Genomic DNA, 21,852 nt, shown 5'->3' on the forward strand with positions numbered 1-21,852 from the left:
ATCATATTTCAGCCCATTCCGAATGACGTATGGCAAAAACAAACTCGCTGGTCCATTCACCTTTTGCCCATACGTTTTCGACAAAATGTGCTTCCTGATTCATACCAAGTTTACGTAATAATCCTGCTGATGCTTTGTTTCTGGGATCACAGCGCCCGATAATCCGGTGTAAACCTATATGATCAAAACCAAACTGGATCAGTTTTCGTGTGGCTTCATAACCATAGCCTTTACCGTGGTGATGAGGATTAAACACAAAACCGACTTCCCCCTGACACGAAGCTTTATCCTTTAGAATAAGAACAAGGTCCCCAACAAAAGACCCCGTTGCTTTTTCTTCAACCGCCAGAATAATTTTGTCGCCATCCTGCTCAAAGCTTTTCATAGCCAAACGTTGATCAAGTTCAGTCTGTGTCATCTCAGGCGTATGAGCTCCGCCATATAAATACTTCACGACCTCGCTCTGACTACGCATATCATAAAGCGCTTGATAATCATCAGAGGTAAAGCGGCGTAATATTAACCGCTCAGTCTCAAAGCTCACCCGAACGACATCTACCGCCGATAACTTTGGCGGTGCCCCCGCTGAGGATACGTTCTTGGCCTTAGATAAGATCTTTTCCCCTGAAGGTGTCATTTGAATTTTCCAAGTATATAGAATGAAAGTGCAGTCTTACGACAAGCCTAAAGGATCTCATTATGAATAGTACAGGAAAACCATTAGATTCTTGACATCACTAATAATATTCAATTGTTTTAATTGATAAAATTAAACAATGTTGACGTTTACGTAAAATGCGTAAATACTATCACAATGACAAAAAGACGCTACTACACCATTACGGAACTCACTGCAGAATTTGGGATTACAACCCGTACGCTCAGGTTTTATGAGGATGAGAAGCTTCTTAATCCTGAACGGCAAGCTCGTAAGCGTCTGTACACACCAAGGGACAGAACCCGACTAAAACTTATTTTAAGGGGAAAGCGGCTGGGGTTCAGTCTGGCAGAAGTCAGGGAGATCATTGAAATGTATGATCACGCCCCGGGAGAACGCGGGCAACTTGAAAAGCTACAAGATCGCATTGCTGAACGACAGGCAGAGCTGGAACAAAAACAAAAAGACATTCTGGAAACTCTGGAAGAACTTAATCAGGTAAATAGCTCCGTTCAACAACGCCTTAATGAACTAAAATAAAGATATAAAACACAGGGAACAACCGATGGCCAAAACACACTTTGAACCCCGAAATCCTGCCTACGCAGATCTTATTCGCGATAGCTATAACAATACAGGTTTCGGGAAAACACTGGGTGCAGAGTTAACCGTCATTGAACCTGGGTATGTGGAAATGGAGCTACCATTTCGCCCAGAACTATCCCAACATCATGGTTTTTTTCAAGGTGGGGTTATCGGTGCCCTTGCTGATTATGTGGGGGGCTATGCCACCTACACATTGATTGAAGAAAATGATTCAATTCTGACGGTTGAATACAAAATCAATATGATGGCACCGGGCGCAGGGAAAAAATTAATCGGCAAAGGCACCGTCCTGAGAGCAGGTAGACGTGTTACAATCGCCCGCATGGATGTTTACGCCCTGCAAAACGATAATTCAGAAGTTCATATTGCCGCGGCTCAAGGCACCTTTATGCGGATGGAAAACAAACCTGACGTCGCCGCGACAATCGCAAAGATTCAAAAAACAAGAATAGAAAACTAAGTTTCCTCACTGGAGATAAAAATCATGAGTACAGGCCATAACTTCCCTAGCTTAAACTTCAACCTCGGTGAAGAAATCGACATGCTGCGAGACAGCGTCAAAGCCTTTGCCGATGCAGAAATCGCTCCTCGTGCTGCTGAGATTGATGAAACCAACGAATTTCCGATGGATCTGTGGCGCAAAATGGGGGACATGGGACTACTGGGAATCACAGCTGATGAAAGCTATGGCGGCAGCGGTATGGGATATCTCGCCCATATTGTCACAATGGAAGAACTCAGCCGGGCTTCCGCATCTGTTGCTCTCTCCTATGGCGCCCATTCCAATCTCTGCGTTAATCAGATTAAGCGCAACGGAACGGATGCACAAAAATCCAAGTACCTGCCAAAGCTAATCACCGGAGAACACGTTGGTGCCTTGGCTATGTCGGAACCCGGGGCTGGTTCCGACGTTGTTTCCATGCGTCTTAAGGCAGAAAAAAAGGGTGATCACTATGTTCTGAACGGAAACAAAATGTGGATCACCAACGGACCAGATGCCGATACCTTAGTTGTTTATGCAAAAACAGATCCTGAAGCAGGCCCCAAAGGTATCACCGCATTTATTATCGAAAAAGATTTCCCCGGTTTTTCAGTAGCACAAAAACTGGATAAGCTTGGGATGCGCGGCTCAAACACTGGCGAGCTCGTCTTTCAGGACTGTGAAGTTCCGGAAGAAAATATTCTTGGCGACCTAAATGGTGGTGTCCGTGTTCTCATGTCTGGTCTGGACTATGAGCGTGCTGTTCTGTCTGGTGGCCCCTTGGGCATTATGTCATCCTGTCTGGACATCATTGTCCCTTACATTCACGAGCGTAAGCAGTTTGGCAAAGCCATTGGTGAGTTCCAATTGATGCAGGGAAAAATGGCGGATATCTATGCAACCTGGAACGCCTGCCGATCCTATGTATATGCCGTTGGGCAAGCCTGTGATCGCGGCGAAACGACCCGAAAAGATGCTGCCGGTGCGATCCTCTATTCCGCGGAAAAAGCCACATGGATGGCTGGCGAATCAATTCAGGTTCTGGGCGGAAATGGATATATCAACGAATTCCCGACAGGTCGGTTATGGCGCGATGCCAAGCTCTATGAAATTGGCGCAGGTACCAGCGAAATCCGTAGATACCTCATCGGTCGGGAACTCTTTGGGGAGACAGCATAATGTCTGTCATACGTTCTAAAATCTCTCCTCGATCAGATGAATTCAAGGCCAATGCAGCTCATATGCAAGGGCTGGTAGATAACCTGAACAACATTCTGGCGGAAACGGCAAAAGGTGGCCCGGAAAAGGCACGTGAAAAGCACCTTTCTCGCGGAAAGATGCTCCCAAGAGAACGCGTTGAGGCTTTGCTAGATCCCGGATCTCCTTTCCTAGAGATATCTCCGATAGCTGCCCACAATATGTATGATGCCAACATTGCCGCCGCCGGCGTTATAGCAGGTATCGGCTTGGTATCCGGCGTCGAGTGCATGATTTTGGCAAACGATGCAACGGTCAAAGGCGGTACTTACTACCCAATGACGGTTAAAAAGCATCTCCGGGCACAGGAAATTGCACAGGAGAACAGGCTCCCTTGTATTTATTTGGTCGATTCAGGTGGCGCAAACCTTCCGAACCAAGACGAAGTTTTCCCTGATAGAGATCACTTTGGCCGGATATTCTATAATCAGGCCCAGATGTCTTCCATGGGCATTCCCCAAATCGCGGTGGTCATGGGGTCTTGTACTGCTGGCGGCGCTTATGTACCGGCCATGTCTGACGAGACTATTATCGTCAAGGAACAAGGCACAATTTTCTTGGGCGGCCCTCCCCTTGTAAAAGCAGCAACGGGTGAAATTGTCTCTGCTGAAGATTTGGGTGGGGCAGATGTTCATACCCGCCTGTCCGGTGTCGCGGACCATTTAGCAGAAAATGATGCCCATGCCCTAACCATCGCCCGTCATGTGGTTGACAATTTGAATTGGCAAAAACCCAATCAACTCAATCTGTCCAAACCAGAGGAACCGCTCTATGATCCCAAGGAAATTTATGGTGTTGTCCCCAGTGACCTAAAAACACCCTATGATGTGCGCGAAGTCATTGCCCGCATTGTTGATGGATCTCGCTTTGATGAATTCAAAGCCCGTTACGGTACCAGTATCGTCTGTGGCTTTTCGCGCATATGGGGCTATCCTGTCGGTATTGTTGCAAACAACGGTATTCTCTTTTCAGAAAGCGCCCAAAAAGCAGCACACTTTATCGAACTTTGTGCGCAACGAGGCATTCCGCTTGTTTTCCTACAAAACATTTCAGGCTTTATGATTGGTCGTAAATACGAAACAGGCGGTATCGCAAAAGATGGTGCCAAGATGGTCACCGCGGTAGCGACAGCGAATGTCCCTAAGTTCACCGTTCTGATTGGGGGAAGTTTTGGGGCTGGTAACTACGGCATGTGCGGCAGAGCCTATCAACCTCGCTTCTTGTGGATGTGGCCGAATTCACGCATTTCGGTCATGGGCGGCGAACAGGCTGCCTCTGTTATGTCCACACTTCGCCGGGATAATATCGAAGCAAAAGGTGGTACCTGGTCAGCAGAGGAAGAAAAAGAATTCAAACAACCAATGCTGGATATGTTCGAAGAACAGAGCTCGCCTTATTACGCCTCAGCACGTCTTTGGGACGATGGCGTATTTGATCCCGCTCGAACGCGACGGGTGCTGGCCCTAGGCTTATCTGCCTCTCTTAATGCACCAATAGAAGACACCAGGTTCGGTGTCTTCAGGATGTAATGATATGACTTATCAAACGCTTGAAATAGAAATTAGATCATCGAATGCATGGGTTTGGATGAACCGCCCGGAAGTTCACAATGCCCTTGATGAAGTGATGATCGCGGAATTAACCCAGGCCTTTAACGAACTGGGTAAAAATTCTGACATCCGGACAATTGTGCTCGGCGGCAGAGGCAAAAGTTTCAGTGCGGGTGCAGACCTCGGCTGGATGAAACGCGCAGCAAGTTTTACCGAAGAAGAGAACCGGGTCGACGCGCTCAAACTCGCCCATATGCTCAATACCATAGCTGAATGCCCTAAACCTGTTATCGCACGTGTACAGGGGGCCGCCTTTGGGGGCGGCGTTGGTCTGACAGCAGTGGCAGACATCGCAATTGCTGGAGAATACGCCAAGTTCTGCCTGTCTGAAGTAAAACTTGGTTTGGTTCCTGCGACCATTGCACCTTATGTGGTTGCCGCGATGGGCGAAAGGCAAGCCCGACGGTACTTCCTGACTGCTGAGATATTCCGATCAGAAAAAGCAGCCGATATCGGCTTTGTTCATGAAAGCTGTCTTGATGAACAACTGGATCAGACAATAGAAGATCTTTTGTCTTCCTTAAATCTTGCTGCCCCTGATGCCCTTCATGTGGCAAAGGAACTTATTAAAACAGTTAGTCATCGACAACTCGATGATAACTTGATGAATGAGACCGCTGAGCTCATCGCTCAACAACGGTTAAAGCCTGAAGGTCGCGAAGGTCTCAGCGCCTTCTTCGAAAAACGCAAAGCTTATTGGGTCGCCTAAATCGGACTTGGATCAGGAAGAATTGAATGTTTAATAAAATCCTTATTGCAAACCGTGGTGAAATCGCCAGACGCATAATCAGGACCGCCCATTTAATGGGTGTGAAAACCGTTGCCGTCTATTCAGACGCCGATCGGGATGCGCCTTTTGTGCAAGAAGCCGATGAAGCCATCCATATAGGCCCACCACCTCCTGCGGAAAGCTATCTCCTCGCAGATCGAATACTCGATGTTGCTAAAGCAACAGGGGCTCAGGCGATTCACCCCGGCTACGGGTTTCTTTCTGAGAATGCCAACTTTGCAAACAACTGCGCCCAGAATGATATTGTCTTTATCGGCCCACCAGCCTCGTCAATTATCGACATGGGGGATAAATCAGCCTCTAAACGTCTAATGCGTGAAGCAGGAGTGCCCCTATCACCGGGATACGAAGAAGAAAACCAGGATACCGCTCATCTTGTGGAACAAGCCAATAAAATTGGCTATCCCGTGATGATCAAAGCCTCTGCCGGTGGTGGAGGCAAAGGCATGCGGATCGTGCAAAAAGCCGAGCAATTTGAAGAAGCGCTTGCGTCCTGTCAGCGAGAATCAAAAGCAGCTTTCGGCGATGACCGTGTTCTTATAGAGAAGTTCATCGAAAACCCTCGTCATGTAGAAATACAAGTTTTTGCTGATAACCATGGCAACACAATACATCTGTTCGAGCGTGATTGTTCCTCGCAACGTCGCCATCAAAAGGTTATCGAAGAGGCGCCTGCCCCCGGATTAAGTGATGAAACCCGCGATGCCATGCACAAAGCTGCGATCGCAGCCGCTGAGGCTGTTGGATATCGCGGCGCGGGTACCGTCGAATTCCTTCTTGCCCCAAATGGCGAATTCTATTTCATGGAAATGAATACACGCCTTCAGGTCGAACACCCTGTAACCGAGCTTATTACAGGTCTCGACCTTGTTGAATGGCAACTACGTATCGCAGCCGGAGAGCCTCTTCCCGCACAACAAAATGAGATTTCTCTCTCTGGCCATGCTTTTGAAGCCCGGATCTATGCAGAAGATCCTGACAATGGTTTCCTACCCGCCACAGGAAAGTTGGTTCGCCTGACATTTCCTACTGCTTCCGAGCATATCCGTATTGATGCTGGCGTCGAACAAGGCGGCGTTGTCTCCCCACATTATGACCCCATGATTGCCAAGTTGATTACCTGGGATGAAACACGGGAAAAAGCACTGGACAGACTAAGTTCAGCTCTTAACGACACGCATATCGTCGGGCTTGAAACCAACGTTGCTTTCCTTAATCGACTTGCCAATGTTCCACCCTTTAAAGCTGCACAACTGGATACCGGCTTGATAGAAAGAGAACAGGAAAGTCTGTTCTCCGAGAAATCAACAGCTTCAGATCTCGCCTTAATCCTCGCATCTCTAGTAGAGCTACAAGGACATACACCAAACATTCCACAATCAGAGCCTCACTCACCTTGGGGTTCCCAAGACGGGTGGCGTTTGGGGGGCAGAGCACAAAAAAGATTACTCTTCACCGAGAACGATCAGGAACATAACGTCGTTGCAATATATCACGCAGATGGTTACAGCCTCTTGATCAACAAAAAGGAATACACCGTTTCCGGTCAGGTTAAAGATGACCACGTGACCGTTACAGTGGATGGGAAAATAACCAAGGCGTCCGTTATCTGCCACGGATTGGAACGCCACATATTCCTTGATAATCAGCACCACCAGATCCACCTTTTTGATCCTCTAATTGCCGCCGAAAATCTGGAAGAAGACACAGGTGGCCTTCGTGCACCAATGCCAGGAAAAATTATCAAGATATTTGCATCCATCAACAACAAGGTTTCAGCAGGAGATCCCTTGATGGTGCTAGAAGCTATGAAAATGGAACACACCATTGTGGCCCCGACCAAGGGCATCGTGAAAGCTTTTCTGGGCCAGGTAAATGATCAGGTCAACGAAGGTGATGTCCTTGTTGAATTGGATAGCGAGGAATAAAATGCACTCTACTCCTCCCCAGAAAGTAAAGCTCGTCGAAGTCGGTCCTCGCGATGGACTGCAGAATGAAAAAACACTTGTACCTGCCGCTGAAAAAATCGAGCTCATAAATAGATTATCAGACACAGGTTTAACTGCTATTGAAGCATCAGCTTTTGTATCGCCCAAATGGGTACCGCAGATGGCTGATGCCAATGAAGTGCTCTCTGGGATTACGCGCAAGCCCGGTCTTAGCTATCCAGTATTAACGCCAAACCTCAAGGGGTTTGAGCGGGCAGTTGAAGCAGGTGTGGAAGAAGTCGCTATATTTGGCGCTGCTTCCGAGAGCTTCTCTCAGAAAAACATCAACTGCTCTATTCGGGAAAGTCTAGAGAGATTCCAGCCCGTTGTTCAGGCAGCCCAGGAAAAGAATATCAAAGTACGCGGATATGTATCCTGTGTATTGGGCTGTCCCTACGAAGGTAAAATTGCGCCACAAAAAGTAGCCGAGGTTGCAAAAGCCCTTCTAGATATGGGCTGCTATGAAATCAGCCTTGGCGATACCATTGGCACCGGAACACCCCTTGCAACTCAAGAACTGATCCGGACGGTTTCAAAGTCTGTTCCCATAGAAAACCTTGCCGGACACTTTCATGATACCTATGGGCAGGCGTTAGCGAACATTTTTGCTGCCTGGCAGTGCGGTGTTTCAGTTTTTGACACCTCTATTGCTGGCCTTGGTGGATGTCCCTATGCCCGTGGTGCGTCCGGCAACGTCGCGACTGAAGATGTCGTTTATATGTTTAATGGCATGTCCGTAGAGACCGGTATCAACATCGGTAAGCTGGTCGAAACGGCGTGGTTTATTGCCGGTAAATTACAACGTAACCCAAATTCCAAAATATCTTTAGCGATGAGAAATGAATAATCTCCCCCCCTGCCCTACATAATAAGTATTACATAATAAAATTTGATCTTTGATAAGAGGAAACAAGTTATGAAATTATCTGGTCTTACAGCGCTGATCACAGGCGCAGGTTCCGGATTAGGCGAAGCTGTTGCAAGACATTTAGCCTCTCAAGGTGTGCGGTGTGGCCTCATGGACCTGAACGACGAAGGGGTAAACCGCGTTGCAGCTGACATGGATGCCCAAAACCTTGATGTTGCGGCTGTCACAGCCGATGTCACTGCCCCAGACGCCGTTAAATCAGCAATCAAAATTATAGAAGACACACTTGGCCCTATACGTATTGTTGTGAACTGTGCAGGCATTGCCCCCGGCGCAAAGCTTGTAGGCCGAGACGGAGCCCATGATCTGGATCTTTTTCGCAAGACCATCGACATCAATCTGGTTGGTGCATTCAATGTAATGCGACTGGCTGCTGAACGCATGGTGCAATACGAAGAAATTGACGGCGAACGCGGTGTTATTATCAACACGGCGTCTATTGCAGCTTGGGAAGGCCAGATTGGTCAGGCAGCATATGCCGCTTCCAAAGGTGGAGTTGCCTCTTTGACCTTGCCTCTATCAAGAGAACTCGCCCGAAGCGCAATACGCGTCATGGCAATCGCACCGGGTATCATGGAAACGCCAATGATCGCTGGTATGTCCGACAAGGTAAAAGATGCTCTGGTCGAAAAAAGCCTTCATCCGAAAAGACTAGGGCAGCCGGAAGAATTTGCAGGTCTAGTAGCACACATTTGTAAAAATGCTTTCCTCAATGGCTCTACAATTCGCCTTGATGGTGCTGTCCGCCTTTCCTAAATCAAGAACACCAACAACTTTAGCTGGGTAATACCCAGATCACAGTACTGGGAACAAAATCATGTCTGATCCAATCGTTATCGTTTCTGCAGCTCGCACCCCGATGGGGTCCTTTCAGGGCGCCTTATCCCCGCTCTCAACCACAGATCTGGGTGCAGAGGCAATTAAAGCCGCTGTGTCCAGATCCGGTATTTCCGCTGAAGACATTCAGGAAGTAATGATGGGGTGTGTTCTTCCAGCTGGTCTGGGCCAAGCCCCGGCAAGGCAGGCTGCAATCAAAGGCGGTCTTCCCCTGTCCGCTGGCTGTACAACCATCAATAAAGTCTGTGGGTCTGGCATGAAGACCGTTATGCTGGCACACGATGCCATTGCATCCTCTAGCGTCGATATTGTCCTTGCTGGCGGTATGGAAAGCATGACAAATGCACCTTATATACTTCCCAAAGCACGCAGCGGTATGCGGATGGGTCATGGTACTGTTCTTGACCATATGTTCATGGATGGTCTGGAAGATGCTTATTTTGACAAAGGTGGACTGATGGGCACCTTTGCAGAAGCAACTGCAGATAAATACAAAGCTACGCGTGAAGAGCAGGATGCTTTTGCCATAGAAAGCCTTAATCGCGCCAAACAGGCAACCGAAGCTGGTTACTTCAAAGACGAAATCGAACCGCTAACCGTCAAAAATCGTAAAAGCGAAACGCTTGTTGAGAGTGACGAACAACCTTTTAAAGTTGATACCAACAAGATTCCAAATCTTCGCCCCGCATTCCGCCCTGATGGTACAGTTACAGCCGCATCTTCATCTTCTATTTCCGATGGCGCAGCAGCCTTGATACTAATGCGTAAATCCGAGGCCAATAAAAGAGGTTTAAAACCTCTGGCGTCAATAAAAGCTCATGCCACCCATTCTCAGGAACCTTGCTGGTTTACCACAGCACCAGTTGGCGCAATTGAAAAGGTACAGGACAAAGCAGGCTGGTCTACGAATGACGTGGATCTGTATGAAATTAACGAAGCTTTTGCCATTGTAACCCTCGCTGCGATTAAAGATCTAAATCTCGACCCCGCAAAGGTAAATGTTAACGGTGGTGCCTGTGCTTTGGGGCACCCTATTGGTGCTTCGGGAACCAGATTAATTGTTACCTTACTACATGCCCTGAAACGCACAGGTGGATCAAAAGGCATCGCAAGCCTTTGTATTGGTGGTGGTGAAGCCACTGCCTTGGCTGTTGAGCTATATTAAGCCAGCAAAGGTTTAGTTTGCGCAGGTAAAAGAAAAAACATCTGATGCACCAGATAACAGAACCCGGTACTGATAAGGCAATTAATCAGTACCGGACTTCTTATATTTGCCAAAGTTCCAAAGCAGAATTCCAACGACTCTTAAACGCTTTACGAATAATTAAATTTTATCCACGACCATAGATAGCATCATGTCATAATTACTACCTCATGAGTTAATATGGCCCGCTGTCTAAATACACATAAATACTTTGCAGGACTTCTGTATAAAAAACCTGCAGGTAAATGCTTCCCTCTCTCACCAAAGAATGAGGGCAAAAATGGGTAAGGCACTTCTTAAAACCATCGCCATTATATTCGGGCTAAGCCTCTGCACTGTTTTAATTTTTACCTACATTGAGACACAAAGAAAACATCCTGTTCACATGCAACAGTTAAGTTTGATGTTGCAGGAGCTAAAAACCAATGAAACCAATATTAATGAAGAAATTTTAAAGCAACGTCTTGGCACCAGGTTAAACTACGAAGCATATGATCAAGCTGATGCAACGATCGACCAAATCCTTGTAAATTTAGAGACGAACCTTGATGACAATGAAATAAGCAGTCCTGAATTTCAAACGCTTTATAAAGCCTATAAGCGTAATCACATTAAACGAAAAAACCTTATCAAAACTTTTAAAAATCAAAATGCCTTATACAAAGATATTGAAATCTTTTTCCCGCAGGCATTGATTACTTTTTCAGAAAATTATCGAAGTAATGAAACAACTCAGGCCGTTCTCAAAAACCTCATCAACTTGATAGCATTAGTGAATAATGACAGGTCTTTTAATCCTGTAGAAATTAGGGTCGGTCTCTCTACGCTCGTGGATAATCTAAAAGCTTTATCAAAAAGCTCTGATAACGTTGAAAACAACGAACTCAAAACAATTATAGACTATTCAGAGCAGCTTATTTCGTTGGATCGTGAGCTTTCAATACTCACCAGAGAACTCATAGATTCAGAAAGCTTATCTATTTTAAACATCCTGATCGAAACACAGGATAATCAGTTCAAAATTTATTATCAGGAAGCAGAAAACAATACCCGTATCATGCTTGCGGGAACATGTATCCTTGCATTGGGTATTGCAATCGCCTTTATGGTTCTTTTCAAAACAACAAAGTCCCTTAATAAAGCCAAAGAAAACCTGGAAGCCAGAGTAAAAGAGCGCACGACAGAACTGGAAAACGCCAAACATCAAGCCGAAGCAGCAAACCTCGCCAAATCCAGATTTCTTGCATCCATGAGCCACGAAATTCGCACCCCCATGAACGGGGTTCTTGGTATGGTAAGTTCCTTGCTTGGTAGTAATTTGACCAACGAACAACACAGTAGTGTCTTCACCATTAAAGAATCTGGGGAAGCCCTCCTGTCGCTCCTCAATGACATCCTCGATTTGTCTAAAATTGAAGCGGAGAAAATCGAACTTGAGAATATTGATTTCTCACTGAAAAGATTACTTGAAACAACCGAAGCCCTATGGGAATCAAGAGCCAGAGCCAAGAATTTGAGGTTTCAAGTTCTTAACTCTCCTAAAAATACAGACATTATCAAAGGCGACCCCGGCAGGATTAGACAAATACTGTATAACCTTATCGGAAATGCCCTCAAGTTCACCCAAACAGGCAAGATCTCAATTATCATTGAACAGCTTGAAACCACGGATAATAAAATCAGGTTTCGGTTTGAAATTGAGGACACTGGGTCAGGCATTTCACTGGACAAGCAAGACAACCTATTCAAAGCTTTTTCCCAAGCAGACTCTTCAACAACCCGAAGATATGGCGGCACAGGGCTCGGACTTGCAATATGTAAACAGCTTACACATCTGATGGGTGGTGATATTGGCGTCGAGAGTGTTGACGGTATGGGCTCCACGTTCTGGTTTACCATTCTTGTCGAAAAGGGCGACGAAAAGAAAGTTCGTGCAGAAGAAGAGGCTGAACGCACCAGAGATCAGATACCTGACTATATAGGCAAAACCATCAAAATACTGGTGGCCGAAGATAACCTTATAAACCAGAAAGTTATTCAATCTCTCTTAAGACCACTGAACTGCAAACTTCATATCGTGAACAATGGTCTCGAAGCCTATATGATTGCTCAAAAGCAAGAGTTCGATATCGTTCTGATGGATGTCCAGATGCCCCAAATGGATGGTCCAACAGCAACTAAACGTATTCGCAGCCTTCCTCCGCCCACCTCAGACATTCCGATCATTGCTTTGACGGCCAATGCGATGAAGGGTGATCGTGAATTTTATCTCGCTTCGGGTATGGATGACTATGTCTCGAAACCAATCGATCAAAAAGCTCTTATTGGTGCAATATCCAGATGGATAAGTGCTTCGCATATCGATAAACCAAGCCCTTCGGGCTCACCGGATTTGAAAGTTGTCAAAAAACCCGACGCCCTTAGCAAAGAAGCCGAAGAGGAAATGAAAAAACTACAAAGTGATTTGGGCGATATATTACCCTAAGGACATCTATGAACCAACTACCGGGCGAGTATCATGAATAACCTTGCCATCGTTAGGTAGTGTTCCAATTTCAACAAAGGCAACTTCCCCGCGTAAACGGCATTCTGATCGTATCGTCTCTTCCAGCCGCTCTTCCAATTCATCCCGACTACAGTCAGCGATAATTTCGCACTGTAACGACATGTTATCGCGTCCGGCATTCTCACTTACTTCGAGACGAGCTTTGACAACTTCCTCATGCTTCTCGACAATGCGAGCGATCTGTTCGGGGTGTATAAACATGCCACGTACTTTTGTTGTTTGATCTGCACGGCCCATCCATCCTTTAATTCGGCGGTTTGTTCGACCACAAGAACTCTGCCCGGGCATAAATGCAGACAGATCACCCGTTGCAAAACGTATCAACGGATAGTTGGGATTAAAAGAAGTCACCACAATTTCTCCGACCTCACCCTCGGCTACAAGATCGCCAGTCCCGGGGCGTACGATCTCAACAATAACATCTTCGTCCAGAATCATCCCCTCAAGGCTTTCACTTTCATAAGCTATTAGCCCAACATCTGCCGTTGCATAACATTGCCTGACATGAATATCCCGATCTTGATAATACCGCCTTAGATCCGGAAATAAGGGTCCACCAGTTACCAGAGCACGCTTAATAGAGGTTATCGGCGTTTCCAATGCATCAGCTTTTTCAAGTATGATTTTCAAAAAATCAGGCGTCCCCATATAGGTATCGGCTTGGAAACGATTTATTGCCTGAACCTGACTTTCGGTCTGTCCGACACCGCCTGGGAAAACTGCGCACTCTAATGTACGTGCCGCAAAATCAAACATGATTCCTGCTGGCGTAAAATGATACGCAAAACAATTATGCGCAACACCGCCTTTTCGCAAACCAACCGCATGTAAAGCACGTGCAACACGCCAGATATCACCGTCAATTCCCTGTGGCTCGACAATTGGCCCCGGCGAAAGGAACAAACGCGCCATTTCGCCTGTTGATACCTGTCCCAATCCACCAAAGGGAGAACTTGAACTTTGCATCTCTATCAAATTAGATTTCCGCACCACAGGTAGCGCAGCAAGATCTGTTATAGAGGTAATTTTTGTGGGATCGATATTAGCAAGAGTTTCGCTATAAAAAGGTGCTTTTTCCTTGGCATCAGAAAGGCAACTTTGAAGTTTTTGCAACTGATCATTCTCTCGTTCGTACTGACTACGAGTTTCCTTATGATCAAAATAATCAGTCATAAAAAGCAATCCAATTCAAAATTCGGTTAATCAAATTAGCGAAAAAAAGTAATAATTCTAGAGCCAGCGCTTGCGTCTTTTAAACGACTTAATATTTTTAAACGACTTGCGCTCATTCCCCCCGCCGCCGAGATAAAACTCTTTGACGTCTTCGTTATTCATCAGTTCTTCTGCGGTTCCATCGAGAACAATTTTACCATTTTCCATTATATAACCGTAATCTGCGGCACGAAGGGCCATATTAGCATTCTGCTCAACAAGAAGAACACTAATGCCAAGCTCTTCGTTCATACGCTTGATAATCCCAAAAACTTCTTTTACCAGAAGTGGCGAAAGTCCCATTGACGGCTCATCCATCATGATAAGATTCGGACGGGCCATAAGCGCACGACCAATCGCCAACATTTGCTGCTCACCACCAGAAAGATATCCGGCCAACCCTGTTCTTTCTCTCAACCGTGGGAAATAATTGAAGACCTTTTCCATATCTTCAGCGACATTTTTCTGTGGCTGAGTAAAAGCACCAAGTCGAAGATTTTCAATTACCGTCATATCCTGAACAATGCCGCGACCTTCCATAACCAGAAAGGTGCCGTTACGAACACGTTGTTCAGGCGACATCTGCGTAATATTCATCCCATTATAGACGATATCACCACGGCTGACCTCTCCGTCCTCGGATCCCAACAAACCAGCAATAGCCTTAAGCGTTGTTGACTTTCCTGCACCATTTGCCCCCAACAAGGCAGTAATTTTTCCACGTTCAGCCGTCAGGTTCAAACCTCTGAGGACGAGAATAACGTCATTAAAGACCACTTCAATGTTATTGACGGCCAGAATAGTTCCATCCTGCGTTGGGTTTTGAAGTTGAGATACAGAACTCATATTGGAGATCCTTAGATTAAGGCCAAATTTTAATATTTATGTTTGTACTGAAAAACCAGGCCTGCCCTGAGACAGGCCTGACAAACTTACGATTAGTAACCAACCCAATCGTCACGACGTGGAAGCGTCATTTCAGCAATACGCTCAATATTCACGGCGCCATCTTCGAAAGATCCTTTGTTAATAGAAACAACAGTACTTCCGCGATGATCCTCTGGTGACCAGCTTGACGGCAGACACACACCTTCAAGGCCCTTAGGCGTCCAGTTCTGGTTCACATACATCCCTTTTTTGATGTTTTCCCCAGTAATGCCACCATTGGCTTTTGCCCACTCCATCGCCTCTTTCATGTAGTATGCTGAGCAAACTCCACGAATATAATGATGTGTTGGCTTTGCGTCTTTTGAGAAGCCACTATCGTCTGCAATTTTATAAACCAGTGCCATACCATCCGCAGCCGCATCCCAGAAAGGCGTTGCTGTCGGGAAGACATAGTCTTTTGCTTCTGCGGCTTGAATAGTTAGATAATCACCAGCCCAGACATTGCCCATATAGGTAACATCAGCGCCAACCGTGTTACAGGATTTCAAAAGAGAGATCACAGAACCACCCAAGTTTCCAACATACGCATAGTTTGCACCGGACTCTTTAATGGTCAGGCACTGCGCTTTGAAATCACCGGGGCCAAGCGGCACAACAACCGGAGGCAGAACCTCTAGACCAAGTTCAGTCGCATACTCAGCACACCCTTCCTTAGGGGCGTTCGGGAAAGGATGATTATCCCCAGTGTGCACAAACTTAGGGTTGGAAAGCCCCTTTTCCTTGGCATCACCCGCTGCCCACTGAACTAAAGCACGGCAAGCATCTGTATAGGATGGGCCATAAAAGAAATTGTATGGAGCAGGCTTCTTGGTTTTAGGGTTCTTACCTGTTGGATCGGTCAGGTGTCCTGAATAGGATGCAGACCAAACAGGAACCTGATCTTTTGCTACGAACGAAATCAAGGCTTCCGTATCACCAGTTCCCCAACCTTGCAGCGCAATCATTCCTTTTGATTTCCACTTTTTATAGTTCGCAATCGCTTGCGGCACTTTGTAAGCGTAATCAATTGTCTCCATTTCGATTTTAGTACCATCAATTCCCCCAGTCGAATTGATGTAATCAACGGCATCACGAACACCTGGACCGTAGAATTTACTAACAAACGATGTCGGACCTGTGTAATCAACAAGATGGCCAACAAATACAGAATCTTCTGCCAAGGCTGGGCTACTAGCTGCCGCCAGGGCAAGTGTTGCGGCGAGAATACGCTGCTTCATATCTTCCTCCCTTTTGGCGGCATCATTATTATACCTCCATCCCGGCCGCCACGGAATGGACTGCTCTCTCTTAATGAGAGAATGGATAGAGTTTCCAACTTGCCCGGATAAGACGCCAGCGATGAATAAGACCTTCTGGTTCAAAAATAAGGAACAGAATAATCACGGCACCAACGGACATTTCTTTGATATAGGCTTTGCTTTGCTCAATACCTTCAAAAACCACGGCTGCACTACTCGCGATCTCTTCCATGAATTGCGGTAGCAGCAGAATGAAAATCGCCCCCAGCAAAGAGCCGGAAACAGACCCCAAACCACCAATAATGATCATCGCCAAAAATTGGATGGACAACAGGATAGTAAAGCCTTCGACCGAAACATATTGCAGATAGTGTGCATAAAGAGCACCACCAAGACCAGCAAAGAAACTGGAAACACCAAAAGACATAATACGGTAGCGGGTCAGGTTGATCCCCATAATTTCAGCTGAAAGATAGTGATCACGAACAGCAACCAGTGCCCGTCCATCTCTGGAACGACGCAGATTGCTTACCGCCAGAAAAGAAACCACAACCCAAAACAGAACTAGGTAGAAATACTTTTGATCCGTGTCCAGATCTATCCCCAAAAAGTTCACGACTTCTGCAGCAGAGCCATAGGCACCACCAGAAAACCAGTCAGCACGGGAAAAGAAATCCTGCAAAATAAACTGGGATGCCAGTGTTGCAATCGCAAGATAAAGTCCCTTGAGACGCGCTGCCGGAATACCAAAGATCATACCAATCGCTGTGGTCATCAAACCGGCAAGTGGTATGCAGATAAAGACAGGTATGCCGGTCGTATTGTTTAACCAAGCGGATGCAAAGGCACCAAAACCAAAAAAGGCAGAATGCCCAAGTGAAATTTGCCCGGTAAAGCCGACCAGAACATTCAAACCAAGAGCAGCAATCGCGTAAATTCCGATGAGGATCATCTGACTAATATAAAAATCGTTGAAAACCAGCGGCGCAAACAACAATGCAAAAATACCTAGGTATACAGTCCAGCCTTCAACTTTTGTGCGAAACAACGACGTATCTGCGTTGTAACTGGTTCTAAAGTCGCCACAAGGGCGCGGATGAGGAACATGAGACATAACTTAACCGCTCCCTTTCTTAGATGCGTTCAATATCTTTGGTGCCAAAAAGACCATAGGGCCTTATCATCAGAATAATGATCAGCACATAAAACGGAGCAACGGTATACATGTTGCCGATGTGGAAGAACTGGCCATCAAAGAATTCCGCCAGATTTTCCAGTAGTCCGATAATGACACCGCCGATCACCGCGCCAACGATTGAATCAAGTCCGCCAACAATAACAGCAGGGAAAACTTTAATTCCGATAATCGCTAACGAGTTAGAAACAGCGTTCACAAGCCCCAGCACAACGCCCGCGATACAAGACACCAGCGCGGAAATAGCCCAAGCCATTGCAAAGACCTGCTTCACCGAAATTCCAAGTGACTGCGCGACCTGCTGGTTAAAGGCTGTCGCACGCATCGCAAGACCATAGCGCGAGAACTTGAAGAAGTAATAGAAAAGCCCCATCACGACCAGAGAAAGTACCAGCGACATCAGGTAAGCGGTTTCGACCTGAAGCCCTCCGATAGATATAGTCTCATCGCCGAAAACCGATGGAAATCTCTCTGCCGAGTTTCCAAAAACCCAGTTCATCAGAGCTTGCATAAAGATCGAAAGCCCAATGGTCACCATAATAACAGAAATAATAGGTTCACCGATCAATGGTCTTAAGATAACCATCTGAACCAAAATGCCAAAAATGGTCATAAAGGCCATGGCAAATATAAAGGCCAGAACAAAGGGTAATTGCCATTTCATGACAAAAAACCAGCACACCCAAGCTCCGAGGACAAGAAACTCACCCTGTGCAAAGTTAACCACCTGCGTTGATTTATAAATCAACACAAAGCACATGGCGACAACACCATAGAGCAAACCAACAATGATACCATTGATCATAAGTTGGAACAGAAGATCCCAGTTCATCTTAACGTCCCCCAGCCAGCTGTTTTTCCGGGCGTGGGCTTGCACCATCAGACCCTAGGTTTTCGATGTTAAGCGTGGTAACAATTCGTTGTTTTGACCCATCCTGAAAATGAATAACAGTATCAATATCAACATGATCATCATCTGAATAAAGTCGGTCGATAATATCCCCGTATTTATCAGCGATGACACCACGACGTACTTTTCTTGTCCGTGTCAGCTCACCATCGTCAGCATCCAGTTCTTTGTACAACAACAAGAATTTTTTAATTTGTTGCGCTGGTGGCAAGGTCGCATTAACAGTTTCAACCTCACTGCGGATCTGCTCATAAACAGCAGACTGCGCCGATAAATCAGTATAGGTTGTAAAACGAAGTCGACGCTTTTCCGCCCACTTGGAGACGATTGGATAGCGAATACATATCATTGCTGTCAGATAAGGTTTATCTGCCCCCAAGATAACGGCTTCAGCAACATAGGTTGAAAACTTTAGTTTATTTTCAATATATTGCGGAGAAAACTTCACACCAGAAGTCGTACTTGCCAAGTCTTTGATACGATCAATAACAACCAAATGCCCGTCATCATTAAAATAACCAGCATCCCCGGTCAGGAACCAACCATCATCCCCAAAAGTTTCTTTGCTGGCCTCTTCATTTTTGTAATACCCGCGCATCATGTTGCCGTGATTAACGCAGATTTCCCCTAACCCTTCTTTGTCAGGGTTATCTATCCGTAGCTCTACCCCTGGCATAGGGGAACCAACCGTTTCATGATTAACGTCATCGGCTTTGTGGATTGTATGCGCCCCCAATGCTTCGGTTTGACCGTAGAGTTGGCGCAACGGAATCCCCATGGAGAGGAAAAACTTAAAAGTATCCGGCCCCATAGCGGCACCGCCAGTGGCAGCCGATTTCAGGTTTTTAAAGCCCAGTCGATCGCGTAGTGCGCGCATCAACAACCATTCCGCTGCAGAGGAATCTTGGCCATTGTCCAGTGCTTCCAGTGCTTTTTTAGCTCCCCAGTCGTACATTTTTTGCTTCCAGGGGCTTGAGTCCATCATTCGGGCTCTGACATCAGCGGCAATTGTCTCCCACACCCTAGGAGCCAAAAGCACAAAACTTGGACCGATTTCCCGCAGATCAGCCATAACAGTCGACTGTTCTTCCGGAAAATTGACCTTCATGCGTGCGATTAAATTCCACGCCACTGAATACATCTGCTCCATCACCCAGCTCAGCGGTAAAACAGCAAGGTATTCATCATCCGGGGTCTTTGGGTCCGCACGAAGGTAAGACGCTGCATGCCCCAGAAATGCCCGATGTGGCCACATGGAAAGTTTTGGGTTTGATGTCGTTCCCGATGTTGTACAAAGCACAGCAACATCATCAGTGTCTGTTGCACTAATCAAAAGATCATAGGCATTCGCATCTTTATCCAGAGCAGCCTGACCAACTTTCTCGAGGTCTTCCAGAGACATTAACCGGGGATCGTCATACTTACGCATTCCCCTGGGATCAGTATAAATAATGTGTTTGATAGAAGGAATTCGATCTTCGAGATTGAGGAATTTATCAACCTGTTCCTCATCTTCAGCGATAACAACCTTTGGTTCCGTATAGTCGGTCAAATAGGCAATTTCATCTTCCAGCGCATCTCGGTAAATGCCCATGCTCATCGCACGACAGGCATGAGCAGCCACTTCACCCCAGACCCACTCGACCCGATTGTCGCCAATCAAGACAACGGTGTCTCCTTGACCAACCCCCAACGAAGCCATGCCAAGCGCCATCCGGCCGACATGATCGTTAAAGTCTTTCCAGGTAAAGCGATTCCAGATCCCGAATTCTTTTTCGCGTTGCGCAACAGTGTCCGGAAAATGCGCCGCATTATACGCCAGAATTTTGGGTAATGTATCATATAGCTCAACATCAACCTGATCATTCGCCTTCGTATCCCAGGCGATGTTATCTCCGGCAATGATATGAGCATTTTCAACAACGCTTAGATTTGGTTTCTTATCAACATCACTCATAGCGCAATCGCCTCTGCTTCTTCATCGTGAAGTAAGTCATCCTCTTCCCCAAGGTAAGCATGCTTAACGTGTTCGTTCTCCATGACCTCATCGGGCAGACCCTCTGCGATTTTTTTACCAAAATCCAAAACCATGACACGGTTTGAAATATCCATAACAACACCCATGTCATGCTCAATCATGACAACAGTCACACCCAATTCTTCATTAAGATCAAGAATATAGCGTGCCATATCCTCTTTCTCTTCCAGGTTCATGCCAGCCATTGGCTCATCAAGCAAAATGAGATCCGGATTAATAGCAATTGCACGTGCTAACTCGACACGTTTACGCAAGCCATAAGACAATGTACCCGCAGGCTCATTCCGAACATGCTGAATTTCAAGGAAATCAATAATGTCTTCGACGTCGCGTCGATGTTTCAGTTCTTCTTTTCGTGCGCCACCAACCCAATAGAGCATTCCGGTAAAGAAGTTGTTTTTAAGCAGGTGATGACGTCCAACCATAATATTGTCCAAAACGGACATATGGCTAAAAAGTGCCAAATTCTGAAAGGTTCTACCAATTCCCATGGCCGCACGATCATTGATTGATCGTCCGATCAAGTTTTTACCATTATAGACAATTTCACCTTCCTGCGGCTTGTACCGACCGGAAATGCAATTGAGCATAGAGGTTTTACCGGCCCCGTTAGGCCCAATAATAGAGAAAACTTCACCTTTACGGACGGAAAAACTCACATCCGTTAAGGCTCTAATTCCGCCAAAGCGAAGGTTGATACCTTTCGCCTCGAGCAACATGTCGCCCGATTGAACCAAACAACTTCTCCCTGTCCGCGACAAACCTTGCCACTATCCTGTTGGTGTTGGACAAATCTTATCATCAAAACTATAGAATATCGATTTGTTACACACCGCTAATTGATCTCAAAGATCATGTCTCATCCGATTGAACAGTTTTATTTTTTATTTCGTCCAAACGTTGCGATGCCACAGCTGTTACCCGTGCCATTTCTGAAAGGATTTCATCAATATCCTCTCTTTTCTCTACAAGCTTGGAACGATGTCTAGCAATACATTCGAGCAAACGTTGAATTTGACCACTCTCCCCCGGTTCCAAATCATACATTTCGATGATTTCTCGGATCTCTGCCAAAGAAAAACCCAAACGTTTCCCACGCAAGATCAAAACCAATCTCGCGCGATCTCGTGATGAGTACAGTCTCTTACGGCCTTCCCGATGCGGGTTGAGTAGCTTTTCGCCCTCATAAAACCTCAAGGTTCGGGTTGTAATCCCAAACTCATGTGTAAGTTCTGTGATGCTATACAAGCCCTGTCCATTCATACTTTATCTTTGTAACATCTTACGTAAAGGTCAATTAAATTATTTATCTATCAAGCAAAGCTTCGAAGAGAGAAATGAAAAAACTAACTGTTTCATTTCTTAGAAACTCAATCTAACTACATG

Annotated in this window: 19 protein-coding genes; 10 read left to right on the top strand and 9 right to left on the bottom strand. The window is 46.1% G+C overall.

What is annotated here, in order from left to right:
- Window position 1 precedes the first annotated feature (1 nt).
- Window positions 2-637: a GNAT family N-acetyltransferase gene (locus tag BKB51_RS07085; RefSeq protein ID WP_085900421.1), complete on the bottom strand. Its 636-nt coding sequence runs from the start codon at window positions 635-637 to the stop codon at window positions 2-4.
- A gap of 177 nt (window positions 638-814) precedes the next feature.
- Here BKB51_RS07085 and BKB51_RS07090 point away from each other — a divergent pair, with 177 nt between their 5' ends.
- From BKB51_RS07090 to BKB51_RS07135, 10 genes are all read left to right on the top strand, one after another.
- Complete coding sequence (locus BKB51_RS07090; protein ID WP_085900422.1) at window positions 815-1,198, top strand: MerR family transcriptional regulator; 384 nt, start codon at window positions 815-817, stop codon at window positions 1,196-1,198.
- 25 nt (window positions 1,199-1,223) lie between these two features.
- Window positions 1,224-1,724, top strand: a complete 501-nt coding sequence (locus tag BKB51_RS07095; RefSeq protein WP_085900423.1) for a PaaI family thioesterase — start codon at window positions 1,224-1,226, stop codon at window positions 1,722-1,724.
- Between the two features lie 24 nt (window positions 1,725-1,748).
- A complete protein-coding gene (locus tag BKB51_RS07100; protein WP_085900424.1) occupies window positions 1,749-2,924 on the top strand; it encodes an isovaleryl-CoA dehydrogenase in 1,176 nt (391 codons plus the stop codon).
- Window positions 2,924-4,531, top strand: a complete 1,608-nt coding sequence (locus BKB51_RS07105; RefSeq protein WP_085900425.1) for a carboxyl transferase domain-containing protein — start codon at window positions 2,924-2,926, stop codon at window positions 4,529-4,531. Before BKB51_RS07100 ends, BKB51_RS07105 begins: the two co-directional genes overlap by 1 nt.
- 4 nt (window positions 4,532-4,535) lie before the next feature.
- Window positions 4,536-5,321: an enoyl-CoA hydratase/isomerase family protein gene (locus BKB51_RS07110; RefSeq protein ID WP_085900426.1), complete on the top strand. Its 786-nt coding sequence runs from the start codon at window positions 4,536-4,538 to the stop codon at window positions 5,319-5,321.
- Between the two features lie 26 nt (window positions 5,322-5,347).
- Window positions 5,348-7,330, top strand: coding sequence for an acetyl/propionyl/methylcrotonyl-CoA carboxylase subunit alpha (locus BKB51_RS07115; RefSeq protein WP_085900427.1), 1,983 nt, complete (start codon window positions 5,348-5,350; stop codon window positions 7,328-7,330).
- 1 nt (window position 7,331) lies between these two features.
- Complete coding sequence (locus tag BKB51_RS07120; protein WP_085900428.1) at window positions 7,332-8,237, top strand: hydroxymethylglutaryl-CoA lyase; 906 nt, start codon at window positions 7,332-7,334, stop codon at window positions 8,235-8,237.
- Window positions 8,238-8,306: 69 nt separating this feature from the next.
- Entirely contained in the window at window positions 8,307-9,074 is a 768-nt protein-coding gene (locus BKB51_RS07125) for an SDR family NAD(P)-dependent oxidoreductase (protein ID WP_085900429.1), read from the top strand.
- A gap of 61 nt (window positions 9,075-9,135) precedes the next feature.
- The gene (locus tag BKB51_RS07130) at window positions 9,136-10,320 is read left to right on the top strand and encodes an acetyl-CoA C-acyltransferase (RefSeq protein WP_085900430.1); all 1,185 of its coding nucleotides are present in this window, start codon (window positions 9,136-9,138) and stop codon (window positions 10,318-10,320) included.
- Window positions 10,321-10,639: 319 nt separating this feature from the next.
- Entirely contained in the window at window positions 10,640-12,844 is a 2,205-nt protein-coding gene (locus tag BKB51_RS07135) for an ATP-binding protein (protein WP_158090173.1), read from the top strand.
- A gap of 6 nt (window positions 12,845-12,850) precedes the next feature.
- On the opposite strand, the gene BKB51_RS07140 is transcribed toward BKB51_RS07135, so the two are convergent.
- The 8 genes from BKB51_RS07140 to BKB51_RS07175 all read right to left on the bottom strand — a co-directional run bounded on the left by BKB51_RS07140 (window position 12,851) and on the right by BKB51_RS07175 (window position 21,729).
- Window positions 12,851-14,098, bottom strand: a complete 1,248-nt coding sequence (locus BKB51_RS07140; RefSeq protein WP_085900432.1) for a phenylacetate--CoA ligase family protein — start codon at window positions 14,096-14,098, stop codon at window positions 12,851-12,853.
- Between the two features lie 57 nt (window positions 14,099-14,155).
- A complete protein-coding gene (locus tag BKB51_RS07145; protein ID WP_085900433.1) occupies window positions 14,156-14,983 on the bottom strand; it encodes an ABC transporter ATP-binding protein in 828 nt (275 codons plus the stop codon).
- Window positions 14,984-15,075: 92 nt separating this feature from the next.
- Window positions 15,076-16,302, bottom strand: coding sequence for an ABC transporter substrate-binding protein (locus BKB51_RS07150; protein WP_085900434.1), 1,227 nt, complete (start codon window positions 16,300-16,302; stop codon window positions 15,076-15,078).
- A 70-nt stretch (window positions 16,303-16,372) separates the two neighbouring features.
- A complete protein-coding gene (locus BKB51_RS07155) occupies window positions 16,373-17,437 on the bottom strand; it encodes a branched-chain amino acid ABC transporter permease (RefSeq protein ID WP_085900435.1) in 1,065 nt (354 codons plus the stop codon).
- A gap of 19 nt (window positions 17,438-17,456) precedes the next feature.
- Window positions 17,457-18,350 carry a branched-chain amino acid ABC transporter permease gene (locus BKB51_RS07160; protein WP_085900436.1) on the bottom strand — a complete coding sequence of 298 codons (894 nt, stop codon included), beginning with the start codon at window positions 18,348-18,350 and terminating at the stop codon, window positions 17,457-17,459.
- A gap of 1 nt (window position 18,351) precedes the next feature.
- Window positions 18,352-20,385 carry a long-chain fatty acid--CoA ligase gene (locus BKB51_RS07165; protein ID WP_085900437.1) on the bottom strand — a complete coding sequence of 678 codons (2,034 nt, stop codon included), beginning with the start codon at window positions 20,383-20,385 and terminating at the stop codon, window positions 18,352-18,354.
- Window positions 20,382-21,185, bottom strand: coding sequence for an ABC transporter ATP-binding protein (locus BKB51_RS07170; protein ID WP_085900438.1), 804 nt, complete (start codon window positions 21,183-21,185; stop codon window positions 20,382-20,384). Before BKB51_RS07170 ends, BKB51_RS07165 begins: the two co-directional genes overlap by 4 nt.
- Window positions 21,186-21,318: 133 nt before the next feature.
- Window positions 21,319-21,729: a MerR family transcriptional regulator gene (locus tag BKB51_RS07175; protein ID WP_085900439.1), complete on the bottom strand. Its 411-nt coding sequence runs from the start codon at window positions 21,727-21,729 to the stop codon at window positions 21,319-21,321.
- Between the last annotated feature and the right edge of the window lie 123 nt (window positions 21,730-21,852).

The sequence above is a fragment of the Kiloniella majae genome (assembly GCF_002118315.1).
Taxonomy (GTDB): Bacteria; Pseudomonadota; Alphaproteobacteria; order Kiloniellales; family Kiloniellaceae; genus Kiloniella; species Kiloniella majae.